A 17,229-nucleotide genomic window follows, 5' to 3' on the forward strand; every position below is an offset into this window, starting at 1 on the left:
TAGGGGCTTTTGAGAACTTGAGTTCGACTCGGTGCAGCACGTCGGTGTAATTCGTCCAGACACCACAGTCAGTCCCCTCTCCCTCCGGGAGAGGGTCAGGGTGAGGGGCTCTTCGCGCAAACGATTAACCCTGCATTAACCCGCATCTTTTTCCTGTCCAGACAAGCTGTTACTGTACGGCCCACTAAGCCCAAGCCGCCTGGATCGGATCTGACTTGAAGCGTCCCCTCCTCCTGCTCCTGATCAGCCTGGCCTTGAGCTCAACCGCAAGCGCGACGATTACCGAAAGTCACGGTTATGCGCAGTTCGGCACGCTCAAGTACCCGGCCAGATTTACCCACTTCGACTGGGTCAACCCGCAAGCGCCCAAGGGCGGTACGTTGCGGGTGATGGCATTCGGCACCTTCGATACGGTCAATCCCTACACGTTCAAGGGCACCAGCCCGGTCACCACGCCGAATTTCCTGCAGTACGGCATCAACGAGCTGAACGAGCCGCTGATGGTCGGCACCGGCCAGTATTCGCCGTCCGGTGACGAACCCGCATCCAGTTACGGCTTGATCGCGCAATCGGTGGAGTACAGCGAAGATCGCAGCTGGGTGGTGTTCAATCTGCGCCCCGAAGCACGTTTTCACGATGGCACGCCGATCACCGCCTACGACGTGGCGTTCTCCTACCGTCTGCTGCTCAAGGAAGGTCATCCGCTGTACCGAACGGCGTTGCAGGAAGTGTTGCGCGTCGACATCCTCAACAAGCAGCGCATCCGTTTCGTGCTCAAGCGCTCCGGTAATCCGTTGTTGATCCTGCGTCTCGGCGAACTGCCGGTGCTGCCGCAGCATTACTGGAAAGACCGCGACTTCAAGGCCACCACCTTCGAGCCGCCGCTGGGCAGCGGGCCATACCGCATCACGTCCGTCACACCGGGGCGGCAGTTGACATTCGAACGGGTCAAGGACTACTGGGGCAAGGATTTGCCGGTCAATCGCGGCAAGTACAACTTCGATCGCATGGAAGTCGAGTTCTACCGCGACAGCGACGTCGCCTTCGAAGCGTTCAAGGCCGGCGAGTTCGACATCTATATCGAGCACCAGGCGAAGAACTGGGCCAACGGCTACAACTTCCCGGCCGTGCGCCGTGGCGATGTTATCAAGGCGCAGATCCCGCATCAGATCCCGACCCCGAGCCAGGGCCTGTTCATGAACACCCGGCGTCCGACGATTGCCGACGTCAAGGTGCGTGAAGCGCTGGGCCTGATGTTCGACTTCGAGTGGACCAACCGCGCGCTGTTCAGCGACGCCTACAAGCGCACGACCAGCTACTACCCCAACAGCGAGTTTTCCGCGACGGGGCTGCCGGTCGGCCATGAATGGCTGATGCTCAAGCCGTACAAGGAGCAACTCCCGGCCCGGCTGTTCACCGCACCGTTCAGCCTGCCGCAGACCGATGGCCGCGGCATCCCCCGGGAGACCATGCGCAAGGCCCTGGCCCTGCTCGCCGGGGCCGGCTGGAAGCTCGAACGGTCAACGCTTGCAAAACGCCAATGGCCAGCCACTGAGCTTCGAACTGCTGCTGGTCAACCCGAACCTTGAGCGCATCCTGCAGCCGTACATCGAAAACCTCAACAGCATCGGCATAGATGCGCGCCTGCGCACGGTGGATCGCGCCCAGTACAAACAACGTCTGGATCAGTTCGATTTCGACATGATCCTGATGACGCTCAACCAGACGCTCAGCCCGGGTCTGGAGCAATGGCAGTACTTCCATTCCAGTCAGGTCGGGGTCAAGGGCAGCAAGAATTACGCGGGTATCGCCAATCCGGTGGTCGATCACCTGCTCGAGCAATTGCTCGCCGCACGCACCCGCGACGAACAGGTCGCCGCCGGCAAGGCGCTGGACCGCGTGCTGCTGTGGCAGCACTACAGCATTCCCAACTGGTACCTCAATTATCACCGTCTGGCCTACCGCAACCGGTTGGCCTTTGTCACCACGCCGCCTTACACCCTGGGCCTGAGCGCGTGGTGGCTGAAGTGCTTCGGAGAAAGATCAATGAAACCGTTCCGCGCCCTGCTCGTGCAGGCCAGCGGTCTGCTGTTCGCCGGGCTGGCCTGTGCCGCCCCGCAACACGCTGTGACCCTGTACAACGAGCCGCCGAAATACCCGGCCGATTTCAAGCATTTCGATTACGTGAATCCCGACGCGCCCAAGGGTGGCATCTTCCGTCAGGCCGGTTTCGGCGGCTTCGACAGCCTCAACCCGTTCATCAGCAAAGGGGTGCCGGCCGACGACGTCGGGCAAATCTACGACACCCTGACCAAGCACAGCCTCGATGAGCCGTTCACCGAATACGGCCTGATCGCCAGCAAGATCGAAAAGGCTCCGGACAACAGCTGGGTGCGCTTCTACCTGCGCCCCGAAGCGCGCTTCCACGACGGCCACCCGGTACGTGCCGAGGACGTGGTGTTCAGCTTCAACACGCTGACCAAGGAAGGTTCACCGCTGTTTCGCGGCTACTACAGCGACGTTTCCGAAGTGATCGCCGAAGATCCGCTGAAAGTGCTGTTCAAGTTCAAGCACACCAACAACCGCGAGTTGCCGCTGATTCTCGGCCAGTTGCCGGTGCTGCCGAAACACTGGTGGGCCAGTCGCGATTTCACCAAGGGCAACCTGGAAATCCCGCTGGGCAGCGGCCCGTACAAGGTCGCCGAAGTGAAGGCCGGGCGCTCGGTGCGCTATGAGCGGGTCAAGGATTACTGGGGCAAGGACTTGCCGGTCAACCGTGGTTTCTACAATTTCGACACGATGACCACCGATTACTACCGCGACAACACCGTTGCCCTCGAAGCGCTGAAGGCCGGGCAGTTCGATTACTGGCTGGAAATGACTGCAAAGAACTGGGCCAACGCCTACAACATCCCGGCGGTTACCGAAGGTCGCTTGATCAAGGAACAGATCGCCAACAGCAACCCGACCGGCATGCAGGGCTTTGTCTTCAACCTGCGCCGCCCGGTGTTTCAGGATGTGCGGGTGCGTCAGGCGCTCGGCCTGCTCTTCGACTTCGAATGGACCAACAAACAACTGTTCAACGGCGCCTACTTCCGCACCCGCAGCTATTTCGAGAACTCGGAAATGGCTGCCACTGGCCTGCCTGACGCCGAGCAACGGGCGATCCTCGAGCCGTTCCGCAGCAAACTCCCGGCGCAAGTGTTCAGTGAGGCCTTCGAGAACCCGAAGACCGATGCCAGCGGCATGATCCGCGCTCAGCAGCGCGAGGCCTATCAATTGCTGCAAGAGGCTGGTTGGAAGATCGTCGATGACAAAATGGTCGACGCCACCGGCAAACCGGTGGTCATCGAATTTCTCCTCGCGCAGACCGAATTCGAACGGGTGCTGCTGCCGTTCAAACGCAACCTCGCTGACCTCGGCATCGACCTGGTGATCCGTCGCGTGGACGTCTCGCAGTACATCAACCGCGTGCGTTCGCGGGACTTCGACATGGTGGTTGGCAGTTTCCCACAGTCCAACTCGCCGGGTAACGAGCAGCGCGAATTCTGGATGAGCGCCGCCGCCGACAAACCGAGCAGCCGCAACACCATGGGCCTGAAAGACCCGATCGTCGATCAATTGGTGGAGACCCTGATCAACGCCGATTCACGCAGCAGCCTGGTGGCTCATGCCCGTGCACTGGACCGGGTATTGCAATGGGGTTACTACGTGGTCCCCAACTGGCACATCAAGACCTGGCGCGTGGCCTACTGGAACCACATCGGCCACCCGAAAGTCTCGCCCAAGTACGACATCGGGATTAACACCTGGTGGGTCAAGCCTGACGCGAAACCCGCCATAGAAGTCGAAACCAAACTGCAAGCCGACCCTGTGGGCACGGAGTAATCAGATGCTGGCGTATATTTTTCGGCGACTGCTGCTGATCATCCCGACCCTGTTCGGCATCCTGCTGATCAACTTCGTGATCATCCAGGCCGCGCCCGGCGGCCCGGTGGAACAGATGATCGCCAAACTCGAGGGCTTCGAGGGCGCCACCAGCCGCATTGCCGGCGGCGGTGCCGAGGTGTCGGTGGCTGGCTCGTCCTATCGTGGCGCACAAGGCCTGGACCCGGCGCTGATCAAGGAAATCGAGCACATGTACGGGTTCGACAAATCGGCCCCGGAACGCCTGTGGATCATGGTCAAGAACTACGCGAAGCTGGATTTCGGCGACAGTTTCTTCCGCGACGCCAAGGTCATCGACCTGATCAAGGAAAAGATGCCGGTGTCGATCTCGCTGGGGCTGTGGAGCACGCTGATCATGTACCTGGTGTCGATCCCGCTGGGGATCGCCAAGGCCACGCGGCACGGCAGCCACTTCGATGTGTGGACCAGTTCGGCAATCATCGTCGGCTATGCGATTCCGGCGTTCCTGTTTGCGATCCTGCTGATCGTGGTGTTTGCCGGCGGCAGTTACCTGGACTGGTTCCCGCTACGCGGCCTGACCTCGAACAACTTCGATGAGTTGAGTGTCGGCGGCAAGATCCTCGACTACTTCTGGCACCTGGCGCTGCCAGTGACCGCGCTGGTGATCGGCAACTTCGCGACCATGACCCTGCTGACCAAAAACAGCTTTCTCGACGAGATCAACAAACAGTACGTGGTCACCGCCAAGGCCAAAGGCCTGACCCGCCACCGCGTGCTCTACGGCCACGTGTTCCGCAACGCCATGCTGCTGGTGATCGCCGGGTTCCCGTCGGCGTTCATCGGCATCTTCTTCACAGGATCCTTGCTGGTGGAAGTGATCTTCTCCCTCGACGGTCTGGGGCTGATGAGTTTCGAAGCGGCGATCAACCGCGATTACCCGGTGGTGTTCGGCACCCTGTTCATCTTCACCCTGCTGGGGTTGGTGGTGAAACTGATCGGCGACCTCACCTACACCCTGGTCGATCCGCGCATCGACTTCGAAAGCCGGGAGCATTGAGATGAACCTGTCCCCTCTCAACCGCCGCCGGTTCGAACTGTTCAAGGCCAACAAGCGTGGCTGGTGGTCGCTGTGGCTGTTCCTGATCCTGTTCGGCCTGAGCCTCGGCGCCGAGCTGATCGCCAACGACAAGCCGCTGGTGGTGCATTACGACAACAATTGGTACTTCCCGGCGATCAAGCGCTACCCGGAAACCACTTTCGGCGGCGAGTTTCCGTTGGAGGCCAACTACAAGAGCCCGTACATCCGCGAACTGCTCAAGGCCAAGGATGCGTGGGTGTTGTGGGCGCCGATCCCCTACAGCTACCAGAGCATCAATTACGACCTGAAAGTCCCGGCCCCGGCCCCGCCCTCGGCGGACAACCTGCTGGGCACCGACGACCAGGGCCGCGATGTGCTGGCGCGGGTGATCTACGGCTTCCGCATCTCGGTGCTGTTTGCCCTGACGTTGACCGTGTTGAGTTCGATCATCGGCGTGATCGCCGGCGCGCTGCAGGGCTTCTATGGCGGCTGGGTCGACTTGGCCGGGCAGCGTTTTCTGGAGATCTGGTCGGGGTTGCCGGTGCTGTACCTGCTGATCATTCTCGCCAGTTTCGTCCAGCCGAATTTCTGGTGGCTGCTGGGGATCATGCTGCTGTTCTCGTGGATGAGCCTGGTCGACGTGGTGCGCGCCGAGTTCCTCCGTGGCCGCAACCTTGAATACGTGCGCGCCGCGCGGGCGCTGGGCATGCAGAACGGCGCGATCATGTTCCGCCACATCCTGCCCAACGCGATGGTCTCGACCATGACCTTCATGCCGTTCATCCTCACCGGCGCCATTGGCACCCTCACCGCGTTGGACTTCCTCGGTTTCGGCTTGCCGGCCGGCAGTCCGTCGCTGGGTGAGCTGGTGGCCCAGGGTAAATCCAACCTGCAAGCGCCGTGGCTGGGCATGAGCGCATTTGCCGTGCTGGCGTTGATGTTGAGTTTGCTGGTGTTTATCGGCGAGTCCGCTCGCGATGCCTTCGACCCGAGGAAGTGAAATGAATCAGGACAATCTGATCGAAGTGCGCGACCTCGCCGTCGAATTTGGCCTTGGCGAGCGCGTCCACCGCGTGGTCGAAGGTGTGAGCTTCGACATCAAGCGCGGCGAAACCCTGGCGCTGGTCGGTGAATCCGGCTCGGGCAAATCGGTGACGGCGCACTCGATCCTGCGCCTGCTGCCCTACCCGATCGCCCGTCACCCGGCCGGCAGCATCAATTACGCCGGACAGAATCTGCTGGCACTGAAAGAAAAGACCATTCGCCACATTCGCGGCAACCGCATCGCAATGATCTTTCAGGAGCCGATGACCTCGCTGAACCCGCTGCACTCGATCGAGAAGCAGATCAACGAGGTGCTGGGCATCCACAAGGGCCTGACCGGCAAAGTCGCGACCCAGCGCACCCTGGAGCTGCTGGAGATGGTCGGCATCCCCGAGCCGCACAAGCGCCTCAAGGCCCTGCCCCACGAATTGTCCGGCGGCCAGCGCCAGCGGGTGATGATTGCCATGGCCCTGGCCAACGAGCCGGAACTGCTGATTGCCGACGAGCCGACCACCGCCCTGGATGTGACCGTTCAGCTGAAAATCCTCGATTTGCTCAAGGAATTGCAGGCTCGATTGGGCATGTCGCTGTTACTGATCAGTCACGATTTGAACCTGGTGCGAAGAATTGCGCATCGCGTATGTGTCATGCAGCGCGGTTGCATCGTCGAACAGGCATCGTGCGAAGAGCTGTTCCGTTCGCCGCAGCATCCGTACACTCGGGAATTGCTCGGCGCGGAGCCCAGCGGAGGCCCGGCGAGCAATAAAATCGGCGCGCCGCTGCTTGAAGTCGAGGACCTGAAAGTCTGGTTCCCGATCAAGAAAGGCCTGCTCAAGCGCACGGTGGATTACGTCAAGGCAGTGGACGGCATCAATTTCAGCCTGCCTCAGGGTCAGACCCTGGGGATCGTGGGGGAAAGCGGTTCCGGCAAATCCACCCTAGGTCTGGCGATTTTGCGGCTGATCGCCAGCAAAGGCGCCATTCGCTTTGAAGGCAAGCAGCTAGACTGCCTGACGCAGAACGAGGTTCGCCCGTTGCGTCGGGAGATGCAGGTGGTGTTTCAGGACCCGTTCGGCAGCCTGAGCCCGCGCATGTGCGTCAGCGACATCGTTGGCGAAGGCTTGCGGATTCACAAGATGGGCACCGCCGAAGAACAAGAGGCGGCGATTATTGCGGCATTGAAGGAGGTAGGTCTGGATCCGGAAGCCCGGCACCGCTACCCCCACGAATTTTCCGGTGGGCAGCGGCAGCGAATCGCCATTGCCCGGGCTTTGGTGCTGAAACCGGCGCTGATCCTGCTGGACGAGCCGACGTCGGCGCTCGACCGGACGGTGCAGCGGCAAGTGGTGGAGCTGTTGCGTTCACTGCAAGCCAAGTACAACCTGACGTATTTGTTTATCAGCCATGATTTGGCTGTCGTCAAAGCGCTGAGCCACCAGTTGATGGTGGTCAAGCATGGCCAAGTGGTCGAACAGGGAGACGCGCAAAGTATCTTTGCCGCCCCCCAACATCCGTATACACAGCAGTTGCTGGAAGCCGCTTTTCTGGCACCAGCCACTGCGCAATAACCTGAAAGAGGAGCAACACATGGGTTTTCTCGCCGGTAAGCGCGTACTGATCGTCGGTGTCGCCAGCAAGCTGTCCATCGCATCCGGCATCGCTGCCGCCATGCATCGCGAGGGCGCTGAGCTTGCCTTCACTTATCAGAACGACAAACTGAAAGGTCGTGTTGAAGAATTCGCACAGGGCTGGGGTTCGAGCCCGGAGCTGTGCTTCCCGTGCGACGTGGCCAGCGATGAAGAAATCGCCAAGGTCTTCGAAGAGCTGAGCAAGAAGTGGGACGGCCTGGACTGCATCGTGCATTCCGTCGGCTTCGCCCCGGGCGACCAACTGGACGGCGACTTCACCGAAGCCACCACCCGTGAAGGTTTCCGTATCGCTCACGACATCAGCGCCTACAGCTTCGTGGCCCTGGCCAAAGCTGGCCGCGAAATGATGAAAGGCCGCAACGGCAGCCTGCTGACCCTGTCGTACCTGGGCGCCGAGCGCACCATGCCGAACTACAACGTAATGGGCATGGCCAAGGCTTCGCTGGAAGCTGGCGTACGTTACCTGGCCGGCTCCCTGGGCCCGGACGGCACCCGCGTCAACTGCGTATCGGCTGGCCCGATCCGTACTCTGGCAGCCTCGGGCATCAAGAACTTCCGCAAGATGCTGGCCGCCAACGAAGCGCAAACCCCGCTGCGCCGTAACGTCACCATCGAAGAAGTCGGCAACGCCGGCGCCTTCCTGTGCTCCGACCTGGCGTCGGGCATCAGCGGTGAAATCATGTACGTCGACGGCGGCTTCAACACCACCGCCATGGGCAACATCGAAGAGTAATCTTCGCCTGTCCCATAAAAACCCGCCATTTGCTGGCGGGTTTTTTATGGGTTGAAGCAAAAGAACTTCAAGCAAGAATGCCGAGGATTCTCGGAGCGGGAGCAACAGCTGAGTCGATGGCGGCGAGGATTCTTCCCGTAGTGGTTTGAACCAGCACCCCACCCATCAGGTTAGAAGGCTCATGCACATGCAAGCCTTGATCTCCGAAGTCCGGATCAAGCTGGCCATTGGTCTGGACCCGCAACCAGTAGGCACGTGCGGCGAACCCGGCGTAACCGGCAGCAATGATTTTTCCATCCGCCTGCAAGGCAACTGCATTGCATATGAGGACATAGCCCGGAACATCCATGGGCACATCAGTCAACAGTCTGATCCCGTTATTGAACGTCGGATCAAATTCACCATCGGCTGTCAGCCTGGAGACACATACCCGATACCCGCTGGGCTTGACAACTTCATGTCCCACCACAATGAGCTTGTCTTCAAGAAAAATGACACGCCCCATCACGTTGTCGCCATCGGCTTCCCAGTAGCCGTTCCTGCCAAAGGTATCGTCGAGTGCACCATTTGACAAAAACCGGGCGACTGATTGTTTTCGATCATATGAACCCACCCGCACCCGCTCGGTGGTTCCGCCCACAACAATCTTCCCGTCGCGGGTCACGACCACGCTTTTAACTTCAGTGTTCTGCCCGTTCATGAGCACCTCGACAAAGCCGCGCCCACCGCCAAATTCCAGATCGGCCTCGCCATTGGCCTGAAGTCGATAAAGTCGGCTGCCCCTGAGCACCAATTGGTCTTGTCCATCGACCAAGGTATACGACGCCGCAACCAGGATTTTCCCGTCGGCCTGTAAACATCCGTACGAAGGGAACTCGGTGAACAGATTGTTTTGTGCCGGCAACGGCAGAATCTTGTTACCGAAGACCAGATCCGGGGTTCCATTGCTGTTGAATCGGGTAATGGCAACTTTGGGTCGTTGATCAGAGCGATCGTCGCGAAGCGCTCCGATCACCACATATTTTCCATCCGCCTGTTGGAGTAACTGAACGGGGACCGATAGCTTGCCGGGCGCAAACTCCCACCGGGTGACCCCGTCGCTGCCAAACTGCAGATCCTGGCTGCCGTTGGCGAAAATCCGGTAAAACCACATTTCGTTACCGACCCACAGGCCATGGACAATAGAGCCCTGGTTATCCTCCACCATGCACCGGAGGGTGCCTGAAGCAATGGGAACGTTTACAACACCGTCCACGCCGAATGTTGGATCGAGATCGCCGGCATTGTTGACAGAAGAAGCGCCATCTTGACTGTTCATGTGGTTCATCCTTTGAGAAAGACGCTGCCTGTAATGCTTTGCGCGAATGGCGTATCTGAAAGTCTTGAGGCAGCAGTTCGAAACGCGCGAGCTACTGTCACACGCCGCCCTACCGCGAAACACCTGTCAGAAATGACAGTGCCATAGTCTTTACGAGCCAAATCAGTGTCTCGGCAGCCCCGGCTTTTTTGTGCGCTCCCGCTCCCACAGGGAGGATTGGGGGGTTATTCCAGGCACTGGGCGAACAGCTTTTGAATCGGTTGATTGCGCTGGCTATAGCGCTGCAGCAGGACCATCTCGCGGTAGAACGTCAGCTCACCCAACTCGATTACCCTGACCTTCAGCGGATGCTCCAGCCACAGTCCGGCCCTGGGCAACAACGAAACGCCCAGCCCCGACTCGACCATTTTCACGATCGCCTCCAGCTCATCCAGCTCCAGCGCTACGTTGACCTCTATGCGCTGCTCCCGCAGAAACCGCGTCACCAATCGCCCACCGAAAGAATTGCGGTCGTAGCGCACATGCGGCCGTTCGGCGAGCAACCGCAGCGGATCGTCGCCCTCGACCTGCGGCGGCACGATCAACACAAACGGCTCACGCCGGATCACCTGCGCCGACAACTCCTTGGGCAACTCGAACGGTGGCTTGATCATGATCGCCAAATCAACTTCGCCGGCATCGACCTGACTCAACAGATTCAACGACACCCCCGGCACCAGTTTTGGCTCCAGCCCCGGTGCCTGCTGGCGCAAACGCAACAAGGCTTGCGGCAACAGGCCGGTTTGCGCGGTGGCCACTGCACCGATTTTCAGCTCGCCGCGAAACTCGCTGACCGCGTCGTCCACCGCCATGCGGCTGAAGATCGCGAGCATTTCCTGCGCCATCGGCAACGCCCGCTGCCCCGCCGCATTGAGCGTCGCCTGCCGACCGGTGCGATCGAACAGGCGAATGCCCAAGGCGTTTTCGAGGTTGCGGATCTGCGCACTGACCGCCGACTGCGTCAGGCCAATATGCAAACCCGCGGCCGCAAACGTGCCGTGGCGTGCCACCGCGAGAAAGGTTTTGAGTTCGCGCAGCATGCACACCTCGATTGATCGAAATAATTTGAGCTCGACACAAAAACTATCGTCTTTCAATCACATTTCACAGCACTAAACTCAGTCAACCGAACCTGATCGAGAATCCCACTATGCAGCTCAGCCCTTTTCATCTGGCCATTCCGGTGTATGACCTTGACGCCGCACGGCACTTTTACCGCGAGGTGTTTGGTCTGGAAGAAGGTCGCTCCAGTGAGCACTGGGTCGATTTCAACTTCTTTGGTCATCAACTGGTGATTCACCTGGCGCCGAAAAACGCCTCGCAGGAAGCCGCGCACACCAACGCCGTCGACGGGCATGACGTGCCGGTGCCGCATTTTGGTGTGGTGTTGGGTATGCAGGAATGGGAGGCGCTGGCCGAGCGTTTGCAGTCGCTCGAAACCAAGTTTGTGATTGAACCGGGGATTCGCTTTCAGGGTTTGGTGGGGGAACAGGCGACGATGTTTTTGTTTGACCCGTGCGGCAATGCGCTGGAGTTCAAGGCGTTCAAGGATATTGGGCAGTTGTTTGCCAAATAGATTTGTATTGTTCGGGCTGACGCATTCGCTAGCAGGCTAGCGCCCACCGGATCTACGGTGCACCGGGATTTTCTGAACACCGAAGGTACCTGTGGGAGTGAGCTTGCTCACGAAGAGGCCAGCACATTCAACAGAGATGTGCCTGACCGGACGCCTTCGCGAGCAAGCTCGCTCTCACATGGATTTGTGGTGAACCGGGACTTTGAGAACACCCGACGCTATTGTAGGAGTGAGCCTGCTCGCGATGGCGGTGGGTCAGCCGATGACGATGTTGAATGTGCGGACGCCATCGCTGGCAAGCCAGCTCCCACAGGTTTCTCGGGTGCTCACAAAATCCCGGTTCACTGCAGATCCCTGTGGGAGCTGGCTTGCCAGCGATGAGGCCCGAATCAACAACGCTTCAAGGCCTGCTTGTGCACATACATCGCACTATCAGCATCCGCCAGCAGCCGATCCACGGTCTCATGGCGCTCAGCGTCGTATTCGATCTGCCCGACACTGAAGCGAATCGCATAGCCCCGGTGCAACGTGGCATTACGCTCTTCGAGAATATCCTTGAGCCGCGCCATGATCGCCGTGGTTTCGATATGGCTGGAGCCGGTCAGCAGCGCGACAAACTCATCCCCGCCCAAACGCCCGACCACATCACTCTCGCGAAAGGCGATGCGCAGCACGTCGGCAAAGGTCTTCAGCGCACTGTCACCCTCGGCATGCCCATACAGATCGTTGATCTGTTTGAAGTCATTAAGGTCGAAAAACAGCAAGGTCGCCGGGCGCTTTATCCGCGCGCAGGCGTCCAGCGCATGCTGCGCCAGTTGCTTGAAACCACGGCGATTGGACAACAACGTCAATTCATCCATGCTCGCGACCTGCACAGCGGCCAGCTCTTGCTCGGCCATTTCCGCCAGATCCCGCAACAACGCGCGCTCTTCCTCGTCGAGGTCGCGGGGCTTGGTGTCGATCAGGCACAGCGTGCCCATTTTATTGCCGTTGGGCACGGTCAAAGGGTAACCGGCGTAGAAGCGAATGTGCGGCGCGCCCGTCACCAGCGGGTTGTCATGGAAGCGCACATCTTCGCGGGCGTCCGGCACCAACAACAGGCCGTCGTTAAGAATCGCATGGCCGCAGAATGAAACATCCCTCGGCGTCTCGCTGACATCCAGCCCCACACACGATTTGAACCACTGCCGATTGGTGTCGACCAGCGTCACCAGTGCAATCGGCACATTGAACAAGCGTTTTGCCAACCGTGTCAGTCGATCGAAACGCTCTTCAGGGGCGGAATCGAGCAGTTCAAGACCGTGCAGCGCCTGAACTCGCGCCGTTTCATTCGCAGGTTTTCCTGGAACCAGCATCAGCACACTCCATTGGCAACAATGCTTTTAAGCGTAGCGCTAATTCGCCGAGGGGTTCACTTCATCAGATCCCCGCCACCGGACAAGGCCCGCCCGCATCGGCCCACAGCTTGAATTGCGTGACAAAAATATCGTGCGGCACCGGCACCGGCGCGCGCCCTGCTCCGGGATTCCAGCCCCACAGCACCAGTTTGTCTTCGCTGACATGCTTGATCAGCGCAGCAAAGTCGCGATCGCCATTGCTCGAACGGTCCTTGATCATCGCGCAGAGCTTGTCCGGCGGCAGGCCGATCCAGGCCATTTTGTGCGCCGCCGGCGGCAGGCTCCAGTGCGGTGCCCCCGGTGGCGCATGCGGGCCGTAACTGGCCGGCGGATTGTTTTCCGCGTGACAGGTGGCGCAAGGCAAACCAGCCGCACCCTTGCCGTCCATGCCGCGCACCACGTTCATCGCATGGGGAATGCCGGCGTCGAACTGCAATGGCGAATCGCCGGGGATGTGGCAGTTCTGGCAACGCGGGCTCTGAAAGACTTTCTGCACGGTGCCGAACGCCTTCAGTGCTTCCTGATCGTCGGCGAACAGCTCAGAGGCATAACCACCCAGCCCCAACAGGATCACCGAGCCCAACAACAGATGTCGTTTCATCTCACACCCCCGACAGTTGCAGCGGCAACTCGCGCAGGCGTTGCCCGGTCAGGGCGAACACCGCGTTGGCCACCGCTGGCGCGGTCGGCGGCACACCGGCCTCGCCGATGCCGCCGGGTTTGTCACTGCTGGGCACGATGTGCACCTCGACGACCGGCATCTCGTTGAGCCGCAGCACCTGATAATCGTGATAGTTGGATTGCACGACCGCGCCGTCCTTGAGCGTCAGTTTGCTGTGCAGCGCCATGCCCAGGCCGAAGGTGATGCACGACTCCATCTGCGCGGCGATGCTCTGCGGATTCACCGCAATCCCACAGTCCACCGCACAAACTACGCGATGCACGCGAATCGCCAGATTGTCCTGGGACACCTCCGCGACCTGCGCCACGTAACTGCCGAATGACTCATGCACCGCGACGCCCAGCGCGTGACCGTCCGGCAACGGCGCTTTCCAGTTGGCCTTCTCCACCGCCAGGTTCAACACGCCAAGATGCCGAGGGTGTTCCTTGAGTAATGTGCGCCGGTACTCGACCGGATCCTTGCCCGCCGCTGTGGCCATTTCATCAATCAGCGATTCCATGACAAACGCGGTGTGGCTATGCCCCACCGATCGTAGCCAGAGCACGTTGATGCCAGTCTGCGGCGAATGCAGATCGACCTGATGATCGGCCAGACCTTTGATATAGGGACTGTCGGCCACGCCTTCGACCGAGGTCGCGTCGATGCCATTCTTGACCATCGTCGCTTCCAGCAGGGTGCCGGCCATGATCGACTGCCCGACCAGCACATGCTGCCAGCTCGACGGCAGGCCATCGGCGCCGAGGCCGATCCGTGCCTGATGCAGGAACATCGAACGGTAGTAACCACCGCGAATATCATCCTCCCGCGACCACACGGTTTTCACCGGCATGGCGGCGGCTTTCGCCACTTGCACCGCTTCGGCGACGAAGTCAGACGTTGGGTTGGCCCGGCGCCCGAAACCACCCCCCAGGAATTCGGTGTGGATCTCCACCTGCTCGGGCTTCAGTCCGGTGATCTTGCCGGCGACCATTTGATCGAGCGTCTGAAACTGCGTTCCAGTCCAGATCTCGCACTTCTCGGCGCTGATCTTCACCGTACAGTTCAACGGCTCCATCGGCGCGTGGGCCAGATACGGCACGCTGTACTCAACGTCGATCTTCTTCACCGCCTTGCCGAAACGGCCCTTGGCGTCTCCGGCCTGAGCCGCCGAAGTCCCCGGCGTGGCGGCCAGTTTGCGGAAACTCTCCAGCAGGGTTGCGCTGCTCAGGTCGGTGTGCGGCCCCAGGTTCCAGTCGACCTTCAACGCGTCCCGCCCGAGTTTCGCCGCCCAGTAATGCTCGGCAATCACTGCCACGCCGGTGGGCACCTGCACCACTTTGTGCACGCCCGGCACGGCCAACGCTTCAGCGCCTTCGAAGGATTTGACCGTCGCGCCGAATACTGGCGCACGGGCAACCATCGCCGTCATCAAGCCTTCGAACTGCACGTCCATGCCGAATTTGGCGCGGCCGGTGATTTTCTCCGGGGTGTCGAGGCGTTTGGTCGGTTTGCCGATGACCTTCCAGTCCTTGGCGTCCTTGAAGGTGATCGACTTCGGGTCCGGCACCGGCAGTTGCCCGGCCGCGTCAGCCAGCTCGCCGTACGTCGCGCGTTTATCGCCAGCGATGACCACACCCGATTCGGTGCGAATCGCTGAAGGCGCGACGTCGAAACGCTTGGCCGCCGCCTCGACCAACATCTGCCGCGCCGTGGCGCCGGCCAGACGATAGCGGTCGAACTCCATCCACGTCGATGTCGAGCCACCGGTAATCTGCATGCCGCCAAACGCCGGCATGCCGTAATCCGCCGCCGAGGCCGGTGAATGTTCGACGCGGATTGTCGACCAGTCGGCGTCCAGCTCTTCGGCAATCAACATGGTCAGGCCGGTCCAGATGCCCTGGCCCATTTCCGAATGGCCGAGCAACACGGTGACGCTGTTGTCTGCGGCAATGCGCAAGAACGCATTGGGCGCGAAGACCTTGCCTTCATTCTCTGCCGCGAAAGCAAACTTATGGGCGCCGGGCACGACAAACGCTACCACCAGGCCACCGCCCAACATGGCGCTGCCCTTGAGAAAACCCCGACGCGATACAGGACTGTTCATCGTCTCTCTCCCAATCAGCCAATCTCGGACGCACGTTTCACGGCCGCTCGGATTCGCGGATAGGTGCCGCAGCGGCAGATATTGCCGGAGAGCGCCTGATCGATATCGCTGTCGGTGGGTTTGGGGATCTTCGCCAACAGAGCCGCCGCAGACATGATCTGCCCCGACTGGCAGTAACCGCACTGCACCACGTCGAGTTCGGCCCAGGCTTGTTGCACCGGGTGCGAACCGTCGGTGGACAGGCCTTCGATGGTGAGGATTTTCTGGCCGTGGGCCACGGCGGTGGCGGGCGTAATGCAGGCGCGCAACGGCGCCCCATCGACGTGCACGGTGCACGCGCCGCACTGGGCCATGCCACAGCCGAATTTGGTACCGGTCAGGTGCGCGACATCGCGCAGGACCCAGAGCAACGGCATGTCCGCCGGGACATCGAGCTCCTGATCCTTGCCATTGATATTCAGGGTCAGCATCGGGGGATTTCCTCAGACTCACGGTGTTCTGAAGGGGCGTCGCTGTGGCAGCAGATGCCTACGCACGCCTCGGCTTTTCCCTTTCAGCAAAGCCTAATTTGCGCGTGAAGCCAGATGTTGCGACCACCGGTCATGCAACGGTCGACTTTGATCCTACAGTTGATAACGGCTCGCACTGAGCCAGCGCACAACCATCATCACCCGCGAAACCGGTCCGCGAACATCGAGCGGGTTATCCATCACATTGGTCTGGAGTAGCGAACATGGGATTTGTCACCAGCAAAGACGGCGTCGAAATCTTCTACAAGGACTGGGGCCCAAAAGATGCGCCGGTGATCCACTTCCATCACGGCTGGCCGCTCAGTTCCGATGACTGGGATGCGCAGATGCTGTTCTTCCTGGGCAAAGGCTTCCGGGTGGTTGCCCATGATCGCCGAGGGCACGGGCGTTCCAGTCAGGTCTGGGACGGGCACGACATGGATCATTACGCCGACGATACGCTGGCTGTGGTTAATCATCTGGGCCTGAAGAACGTCGTGCATGTCGGTCACTCGACCGGTGGCGGTGAGGTGATTCATTACATCGCCCGGCATGGTCAGGCCAACGTTGCCAAAGGTGTGCTGATCAGTGCGGTGCCGCCGCTGATGGTGCAAACCGAGAGCAATCCGGGTGGTTTGCCGAAATCGGTGTTCGATGATTTCCAGGCACAACTGGCGGCGAACCGGGCGCAGTTCTATCGGGACATTCCGACCGGGCCGTTTTATGGCTACAACCGGCCGGGCGCCACACCTTCGGAGGGGATTATTGCCAACTGGTGGCGTCAGGGCATGATTGGTGGGGCGAAGGCGCATTACGACGGGATCGTGGCGTTTTCGCAGACGGATTTCACCGAGGACTTGAAGAAGGTCACGGTGCCGGTGCTGGTGATGCATGGTGAGGATGATCAGATTGTGCCGTATGCGGACTCGGGGCCGTTGTCGGCGAAGTTGCTGCCCAATGGCACGCTGAAATCGTATCCGGGGTTTCCGCACGGGATGCCGACGACCGAGGCCGAAACGATTAACGCGGATCTGCTGGCGTTTATTCGCGGTGAAGATCTGTAAGTTTATGTACTGCACCCTGTGGGAGCGAGCTTGCTCGCGAAAGCGTCATTACTTTCAATATTGATGTCGACTGATACGACGCCTTCGCGAGCAAGCTCGCTCCCACAGGGACTATGTGACATGCCAAGAATCCTCACTCCATTCCAAG

General features: G+C 60.1%; 13 protein-coding genes and 1 pseudogene. 8 read left to right on the forward strand and 6 right to left on the reverse strand.

All coding sequences use genetic code 11. The features are described from left to right. The first annotated feature begins 215 nt into the window (after window positions 1-215). The 6 genes and pseudogenes from ACXX9E_RS21945 (at window position 216) to fabI (ending at window position 8,413) form a co-directional block, all read left to right on the forward strand. Window positions 216-2,050, forward strand: a pseudogene (locus ACXX9E_RS21945) (extracellular solute-binding protein). Continuing rightward, window positions 2,047-3,888, forward strand: coding sequence for an extracellular solute-binding protein (locus ACXX9E_RS21950; protein WP_458556177.1), 1,842 nt, complete (start codon window positions 2,047-2,049; stop codon window positions 3,886-3,888). Before ACXX9E_RS21945 ends, ACXX9E_RS21950 begins: the two are co-directional and overlap by 4 nt. Before the next feature lie 4 nt (window positions 3,889-3,892). Then, entirely contained in the window at window positions 3,893-4,966 is a 1,074-nt protein-coding gene (locus tag ACXX9E_RS21955) for a microcin C ABC transporter permease YejB (RefSeq protein ID WP_458556178.1), read from the forward strand. A gap of 1 nt (window position 4,967) precedes the next feature. Beyond that, window positions 4,968-5,987: an ABC transporter permease gene (locus ACXX9E_RS21960; RefSeq protein WP_064587187.1), complete on the forward strand. Its 1,020-nt coding sequence runs from the start codon at window positions 4,968-4,970 to the stop codon at window positions 5,985-5,987. A gap of 1 nt (window position 5,988) precedes the next feature. After that, the gene (locus ACXX9E_RS21965; RefSeq protein ID WP_458556179.1) at window positions 5,989-7,599 is read left to right on the forward strand and encodes an ABC transporter ATP-binding protein; all 1,611 of its coding nucleotides are present in this window, start codon (window positions 5,989-5,991) and stop codon (window positions 7,597-7,599) included. A gap of 19 nt (window positions 7,600-7,618) precedes the next feature. Further along, window positions 7,619-8,413, forward strand: a complete 795-nt coding sequence (gene fabI / locus ACXX9E_RS21970; protein ID WP_003202751.1) for an enoyl-ACP reductase FabI — start codon at window positions 7,619-7,621, stop codon at window positions 8,411-8,413. A 67-nt stretch (window positions 8,414-8,480) separates the two neighbouring features. Here the strand turns inward: fabI and ACXX9E_RS21975 are convergent, their stop codons facing one another. Together ACXX9E_RS21975 and ACXX9E_RS21980 are read right to left on the reverse strand one after the other, a co-directional pair. Beyond that, complete coding sequence (locus tag ACXX9E_RS21975; RefSeq protein WP_458556180.1) at window positions 8,481-9,731, reverse strand: hypothetical protein; 1,251 nt, start codon at window positions 9,729-9,731, stop codon at window positions 8,481-8,483. Between the two features lie 224 nt (window positions 9,732-9,955). Next, window positions 9,956-10,810 carry a LysR family transcriptional regulator gene (locus ACXX9E_RS21980; RefSeq protein ID WP_267800653.1) on the reverse strand — a complete coding sequence of 285 codons (855 nt, stop codon included), beginning with the start codon at window positions 10,808-10,810 and terminating at the stop codon, window positions 9,956-9,958. 110 nt (window positions 10,811-10,920) lie between these two features. On the opposite strand from ACXX9E_RS21980, the gene ACXX9E_RS21985 reads away from it, so the two are divergent. After that, window positions 10,921-11,346 (forward strand): VOC family protein, encoded by a 426-nt coding sequence (locus ACXX9E_RS21985; RefSeq protein WP_186748532.1) that lies wholly within the window; start codon window positions 10,921-10,923, stop codon window positions 11,344-11,346. A gap of 389 nt (window positions 11,347-11,735) precedes the next feature. Here ACXX9E_RS21985 and ACXX9E_RS21990 read toward each other — a convergent pair whose 3' ends face one another. The 4 genes from ACXX9E_RS21990 to ACXX9E_RS22005 all read right to left on the reverse strand — a co-directional run bounded on the left by ACXX9E_RS21990 (window position 11,736) and on the right by ACXX9E_RS22005 (window position 15,978). Continuing rightward, the gene (locus ACXX9E_RS21990) at window positions 11,736-12,701 is read right to left on the reverse strand and encodes a GGDEF domain-containing protein (RefSeq protein WP_123462778.1); all 966 of its coding nucleotides are present in this window, start codon (window positions 12,699-12,701) and stop codon (window positions 11,736-11,738) included. 64 nt (window positions 12,702-12,765) lie between these two features. Next, window positions 12,766-13,344: a hypothetical protein gene (locus ACXX9E_RS21995; RefSeq protein WP_186748758.1), complete on the reverse strand. Its 579-nt coding sequence runs from the start codon at window positions 13,342-13,344 to the stop codon at window positions 12,766-12,768. Window position 13,345: 1 nt separating this feature from the next. Continuing rightward, on the reverse strand, window positions 13,346-15,508 hold the full coding sequence (locus ACXX9E_RS22000; protein ID WP_458556181.1) for a xanthine dehydrogenase family protein molybdopterin-binding subunit: 2,163 nt from the start codon (window positions 15,506-15,508) through the stop codon (window positions 13,346-13,348). Between the two features lie 14 nt (window positions 15,509-15,522). Next, complete coding sequence (locus tag ACXX9E_RS22005; RefSeq protein ID WP_003224136.1) at window positions 15,523-15,978, reverse strand: (2Fe-2S)-binding protein; 456 nt, start codon at window positions 15,976-15,978, stop codon at window positions 15,523-15,525. A 263-nt stretch (window positions 15,979-16,241) separates the two neighbouring features. Between ACXX9E_RS22005 and ACXX9E_RS22010 the strand changes: the two genes are divergently transcribed. Further along, the gene (locus tag ACXX9E_RS22010; protein WP_180699112.1) at window positions 16,242-17,081 is read left to right on the forward strand and encodes an alpha/beta fold hydrolase; all 840 of its coding nucleotides are present in this window, start codon (window positions 16,242-16,244) and stop codon (window positions 17,079-17,081) included. Window positions 17,082-17,229 lie beyond the last annotated feature (148 nt).

The sequence above is a fragment of the Pseudomonas sp. GNP014 genome (assembly GCF_054344005.1).